The organism is Streptomyces sp. MBT65 (genome assembly GCF_016612545.1).
GTDB lineage: Bacteria > Actinomycetota > Actinomycetes > Streptomycetales > Streptomycetaceae > Streptomyces.
In genome coordinates this window covers 1-5,709 of record NZ_JAENRY010000451.1, presented here as the reverse complement: position 1 = coordinate 5,709, position 5,709 = coordinate 1, and the positions used below count along the sequence as shown (strand labels likewise).

Annotated in this window: 4 protein-coding genes and 3 pseudogenes; 1 reads left to right on the top strand and 6 read right to left on the bottom strand. The window is 72.8% G+C overall.

Annotation, left to right across the window (positions count from 1 at the left end):
• The 5 genes and pseudogenes from JHN63_RS47840 to JHN63_RS47820 form a co-directional block, all read right to left on the bottom strand.
• A pseudogene (locus JHN63_RS47840) lies at window positions 1–215 on the bottom strand (UPF0104 family protein); the annotation flags it as partial.
• Window positions 216–288: 73 nt separating this feature from the next.
• Window positions 289–1,035, bottom strand: a pseudogene (locus tag JHN63_RS47835) (methyltransferase domain-containing protein); the annotation flags it as partial.
• A gap of 89 nt (window positions 1,036–1,124) precedes the next feature.
• Window positions 1,125–2,309 (bottom strand): glycosyltransferase family 4 protein, encoded by a 1,185-nt coding sequence (locus tag JHN63_RS47830; RefSeq protein ID WP_200691411.1) that lies wholly within the window; start codon window positions 2,307–2,309, stop codon window positions 1,125–1,127.
• Window positions 2,306–2,704 (bottom strand): 6-carboxytetrahydropterin synthase, encoded by a 399-nt coding sequence (locus tag JHN63_RS47825; RefSeq protein ID WP_200691410.1) that lies wholly within the window; start codon window positions 2,702–2,704, stop codon window positions 2,306–2,308. The genes JHN63_RS47830 and JHN63_RS47825 overlap by 4 nt, the downstream gene beginning before the upstream one ends.
• A 150-nt stretch (window positions 2,705–2,854) precedes the next feature.
• Window positions 2,855–3,835, bottom strand: coding sequence for a zinc-binding alcohol dehydrogenase (locus tag JHN63_RS47820; protein ID WP_200691409.1), 981 nt, complete (start codon window positions 3,833–3,835; stop codon window positions 2,855–2,857).
• 105 nt (window positions 3,836–3,940) lie between these two features.
• Between JHN63_RS47820 and JHN63_RS47815 the strand changes: the two genes are divergently transcribed.
• Window positions 3,941–4,711: a CDP-alcohol phosphatidyltransferase family protein gene (locus tag JHN63_RS47815; protein WP_200691408.1), complete on the top strand. Its 771-nt coding sequence runs from the start codon at window positions 3,941–3,943 to the stop codon at window positions 4,709–4,711.
• A gap of 94 nt (window positions 4,712–4,805) precedes the next feature.
• Here the strand turns inward: JHN63_RS47815 and JHN63_RS47810 are convergent.
• Window positions 4,806–5,553: pseudogene (locus tag JHN63_RS47810) on the bottom strand (YcnI family protein).
• Window positions 5,554–5,709: the final 156 nt, after the last annotated feature.

Genomic DNA, 5,709 nt, shown 5'->3' with positions numbered 1-5,709 from the left:
GTGGTGGGGCGCGGGGCGGAGACGATCACCCCGATGCGGTCGCCGGAGACGGCCGAACTGTGCAGCGGCGGGGTGTGCCGGGGCCGCCGCTGCACCTGCTGCACGGCGCCTTCGGCGCGCAGTTCGAGGGCGACCGGCGCGGGCCGCTCGACACGCACCCGGCGCGTCCTGGTGCCCGGCCGCGGTACGACCGTGCGCATCGTCTCCACGCTCATGACGTTCCCCCCGTGGGCCGGGCCAGTGCCAGCAGGTCGCTGTGGTGGACGAGCACGGTCAACTCGCCCGCCGCGCACGCGGGCCGAGGAGGCCGTCGCGCCGCTGGTGGGCGTTGAACGCGTCGGCGATCTCGGCGTCCATCGGTTCGGACGGCGTGATCTCGACGCGGCCCGCCACGGAGAGCGTGAGCAGCGCCGGGCAGCCGGCGCCGACACAGGCGGCGACGAGGGCGTCGACCTCCTCGCGGGTGAGGACGTCCAGGAGTGCGGAGGCCGTCACCAGCGAGGCGCCGACCAGCGCGTCCGGGGTCAGCCGGGCCACGTCGCCGCGCCGGGTCTCGACCGTGACGCGGCTGCCGTCGGCGGCCGCGCGGGGAGAGGCGACGGCGGCGAAGTGCAGGAGGTAGGGGTCGCGGTCGTGCAGGATCCAGTGCTGGGCGCCGTCGAGGCGCGGGGCGAGCCAGCGCCCCATCGAGCCGGTGCCGCAGCCCAGGTCGTGGATGACGACCCCGGACTTTCCGGGCAGGTTGGCGAGCCGGATGCGCAGCGGGTCGAGCAGTTCGGGCGCCCGCGCGACGGCGTCGGCGCCCTCCCGCAGCTCCAGCCACTCGGGCGCGTAGCGCGGCGGGTCGTCGGGTCCGACGTCCCGCAGTCGTACGGTGGCCCGCTCGCCGGGGCGGGTGGCGGGTCCGGCGCCGGGGATCACGGAACCGGTCCCGGCCTGCTCGACAGCGTCGACGGAAATCGCCACTACGTCCTCCGGCCCCGGCTGTGCAGCCGTCGCGTCCTTCGCCTCGGGCTGTACCGGGGGCACCAACATGCCCAGCGGTACGCCCCTGGGGCCCGGCTGTGCCGGGATCCGTCCGGTCTGTGCTGCTGCCCGTGCGGGCTGCGTGGACCGCGTGTTCCTCATGCCGCCCTCCGGGGTTCGCTGGGGAGCCGGGTGAGTACGCCGGCCAGGCTGCGGGCCGTGGTGGCCCAGCCGTCGAGCGCCGCTCGTCTACCCCGGGCCGCCGCCTTCAGACGTCGGCGTACGTCGGCCTCGCCGAACCAGCCGCGCAGTTCGGCGGCGAGGGCGGCGGGGGCCTCCGGCGGGACGAGGATGCCGGGCACCCCGCCGTCGGGGGCGCGGCCGACCGCCTCCGGCAGCCCGCCGACGTCCGTGGCCAGCACGGGGATGCCGCGCGCGAGGGCCTCGGTGACGGCCATGCCGTACGTCTCGGCGTACGACATGAGGACCATGAGGTCGGCGGCGGCGTAGCTGGCGTCGAGTGCGGCGCCGGCCCGCGGGCCCGCGAGGTGCAGGCGGTCCTGGAGGCCGTACCGCTTGATCAGGTCGCGCAGGTGGTCGACGTACTCCGGGTCGTTGCCGAAGCCGCCGACGCAGACGCAGGTCCAGGGCAGGTCGGCCGCGGCGGCGAGGGCCTCGATCAGCCGGTGCTGGCCCTTGCGCGGAGTCAGCGTGGCGACGCACAGGAGGTGGGAGACGCCGTCGGTGCCGGAGGCGAGGGGCGCGATGTCGGCGCCGGGGGTGGCGACATGGACGCGTTCGGGGGCCAGGCCGTGGTGGGAGACGAGGCGGCGCACCGCCCAGTCGCTGGTGCCGATCACGGCCGACACCGCGCGCAGGACCGTGCGCTCCTTCTCGTCCAGCTCCGCGGCGACGGCGGCCTCCAGGCCGGTCTCGTCGCCGAGCGGGAGGTGCACCAGGACGGCCAGGCTCAGCCGGTCGGCCTCGGGGACGACGATCTCGGGGACCCCGCAGGCCACGATCCCGTCCATGAGGACGGCGGCGCCGTCCGGCAACTCGCGCAGCACCCGGGCGAGTTCGGCGCGGGCTTCCGCACCGGGCCGGGGCCACTCGCCGTCCACGGCGTGCTTGTGGACCTGCCAGCCGAATCCGGGCAGGTCCAGGCTCACCCGCCGGTCGTAGGCGTTGCCGCCGCTCGGCGTGGCCGGGTCGTCGACGCCGCCCGGCATCACGAAGTGCACGGTGCGCAGGGACATGGGGATGATCTCGGCATTCCGGGAGGCCGCGCGCTGTGCGGGCAGGAATCCCAGCGAGGGGGCGCGGTCGATGGTCACGTCGCTCACAGGGCACGCTCGTAGCTCGCCCAGGCGACGTGCGACTCGTGCAGGGTGACCTGGAGTCCGGCCAGACCCTGGGCGCCCTCGCCGAGCGCGCCCTTCTGGATCCGCTCGGCGAGCCGGTCGGCGATGACCTTCGCGAGGAACTCCGTCGAGGTGTTGACCCCGGCGAAGTCGGGTTCGTTGTCGAGGTTTCTGTAGTTCAACTCACTCACGACGGCGCCCAGTTCCTGGGTGGCCAGTCCGATGTCGACGACGATGTTGTCGTCGTCCAACTGCTCGCGCCGGAAGGTGGCGTCCACAAGGAACGTGGCTCCGTGCAACCGCTGTGCGGGCCCGAACACTTCGCCGTGGAAGCTGTGGGCGATCATGATGTGATCGCGAACGGTGATGCTGAACAACGGACGACCCTCCAGGTGCGGCGCGTCTGGTCCCCCGGCTGATCCCTGCCGGGGGATGCCGTGTAGTACGGCTCCACGCCTCCCCCTGTTCAGCCCGCTCTCACTCTTTTCTCAGGTCAGACGCGCTTGTCGTACGGAATTGAACGGTTCTCAGCCGATGTCGGCGTAGCGGACCCGGTGACACAGCGCCGGAATCTCTCCGGAGGCGAGCCCGGGCAGCAGGTCCGGCAGCTCCTCGAAGTCGCTCTCCCCGGTGACCAACGCGTCCAGCGCGGGGTCGGCGAGCAGGTCGAGGGCGAGGGCGAGCCGGTCGGCGTAGCTGCGGTTCGCCCGGTTCGGGGAGACGGTGCCGACCTGGCTGCCGCGGATCACCAGGCGGCGGGAGTGGAAGGCCTCGCCGAGCGGGAGGCTCACTTTCCGGTCGCCGTACCAGCTGAGTTCGAGGACGGTGCCCTCGGGGCTGAGCAGTTCCAGCGCGCGGGCCAGGCCCCGTTCGGTGGCGCTGGCGTGCACGACGAGGTCGCGGTCGCCGAGCGCGTCCTCGGGCAGCGCGAAGCCGACCCCCAGCGCCTCGGCGGTCTTCGCGCGCGTCGGGTCGGCGTCCACCAACTGGACGCGTACGCCCGGGAAGCGGGCCAGCAGCGCGGCCACCGAGCACCCGACCATCCCGCCGCCGACCACCGCGATCCGGTCGCCGATCAGCGGCCGCGCGTCCCACAGGGCGTTGACGGCGGTCTCCACGGTCCCGGCGAGCACGGCCCGCCCGGCGGGCACGGAGTCCGGCACGGGTGTCACGGCGCTCGCGGGGACGACGTAGCGCGTCTGGTGCGGATAGAGGCAGAAGACGGTGCGGCCGAGCAGCGCGGCCGGGCCCTCCTCCACGACGCCGACATTGAGGTAGCCGTATTTCACCGGGCCCGGGAAGTCGCCCTCCTGGAAGGGGGCCCGCATCGTCACGTGCTGGCTCTCGGGCACTCCCCCGCGGAAGACCAGGGTCTCGGTGCCACGGCTCACGCCCGACCACAGGGAACGGACCAGCACCTCTTCCTCGGCGGGGTCCGGCAGAACGACGTCGCGTATCTCGCCTTGCCCCGGAGCGCTGACCCAAAACGCCCTCGCGGTGCGCTTCATCGGGATCCTCCTGAACGATCGGGAAGCTGTTCACGTACGGGTAACCACAGGCCGCGCACAGTACGCGGCGTTGATCGACTCTGTCATACGGCCGGAGGGTGTGCGGTGGCCCTGAACAACACATACGAAGCAAGGCTGGTCCAGCAGGAGACCGCTGTGGGAGCGGGCGTTCAGATCCTGTTGCTGGCGTTGCTCGGCACGGCGATCGGGATGGGACCGGCCGGCTGGCTGACCGGCCTGGCATTCGCGATCGCCACCTGGGCCGTGCTGTCCAAGGCGCTGCACCGGTCCCGGACGCGTTCCTTCGGCCCGGCGAACCGGGTCACCCTCGGCCGCGCGATCCTGGTCGGCGGGGTGACCGCGCTGGTCGCGGACTCCTTCGAGAGCTCGCCGCCGGTCACCCTGCTGGTCGGCCTGACGGCGGTGGCCCTGATCCTGGACGGTGTCGACGGCAAGGTGGCCCGGCGCACGAACACCACCACCGCGCTGGGCGCGCGCTTCGACATGGAGGTCGACGCGTTCCTGATCCTGGTGCTCAGCGTGTACGTCTCGACGCAGATGGGCCCGTGGGTCCTGCTGATCGGCGGCATGCGCTACGCGTTCGTGGCCGCGGCCCGCGTCTGGCTGTGGCTGAACGCGCCGCTCCCGCCGAGCACGGCCCGCAAGACGGTCGCCGCCACCCAGGGCATCCTGCTGCTCCTGGCGGGCGCGGACCTGCTGCCGCACACGGCCAACCTCGCCGTGGTGGCGCTCGCGCTGGGCACGCTGGTCTGGTCGTTCGGCCGCGACGTCCTGTGGCTGTGGCGCACCTCCCGCACCACCCTCGTCGAGGAGATCCCGGCCGAGGAGAAGGTCCTCGAACTGGTCGCGCAGTAGCACCGGTTCCTACCGAAAGGGCCCGGACCACCAGACGGTGGATCCGGGCCCTTCGGCTTGCCGTACTACCCGTACGACACGAGTGCTACGGCGGCTACGACCGCGGCGCGCGGCTGCGTACGACCGCGAAGGCGCCGGCCGCGAGGCCGAGGACGCCCACGACCAGGCCGGCGATGCCGAGCCCGCGGGCGGTGGAGTCGCTGCTGGAGCCCGACGAGGAGGCGGACGTCGTCTTCGTGGCGGTGGCCGCCGTGGAGGCGGAGGCGGCCGGGGTCTCGAAGNTCGCCGTCCTCGCTCTCCTTGGCGGTCAGCTTGAGGACGGGGGCGGGGTTCTCCGGCTCGTCGTCGCCCGCCGCGGTCTCCTCGATCCAGCGGACGACATCGCCGTCCGCGTAGGTCTGGAGCGTCTTGAACGTCAACTGGTCGGTGTCCTCGGGCAGTTGACCGAAGGCGACGTTGAAGTCCTCGTACTGTCCGGCGCCGATCCTGCCGCCGGTCCAGGTGATCTCGGAGACGGCGTCGGTGATGGTGCCGTCGTCGGTCTTGACCGGCGTCTTGAGCTTGCTGGTGGTGACCTTCGCGGTCCAGCCGTTCTGCGGGGTGACCAGCACGCCGAGAACCGGGTGGTCGGTGGGCAGATAGACCTGGACCTTGGTGGTGCTGGACTTGTCCTCCTCGTTGGGGACGCGGAAGGTGAGGACACCGTCCGTGGCGCCCTTGGCGTAGCTCTCCGGGTGGACGGTGACATGCGCGGAGGCGACGCCGGCGGCGGCCAGGACTCCGGCGGTGGCGAGCGCGGCGACGGTGCCTGCGCGGCGCAGGGTGGTGCGGTGTGCGGACATGGTGAGGTGATCTCCGTACGGGAAAAGGAAGTTGGGGGTCAGACCGGGTACGGGACCGGGACGGGTGGACCTCGACGGCTGACCGCGTGCCGCAGGAGGAGCTGGCGCAGGGGGGCCGCGTCGGCGGCGGTGCGTCCGGGGTGACCGGCGGTGCGG

Coding starts and splice junctions, on each gene's coding strand:
- JHN63_RS47820 (WP_200691409.1), bottom strand. CDS start 3,835: ATGAAGCGCACCGCGAGGGCGTTTTGGGTCAGCGCTCCGGGGCAAGGC.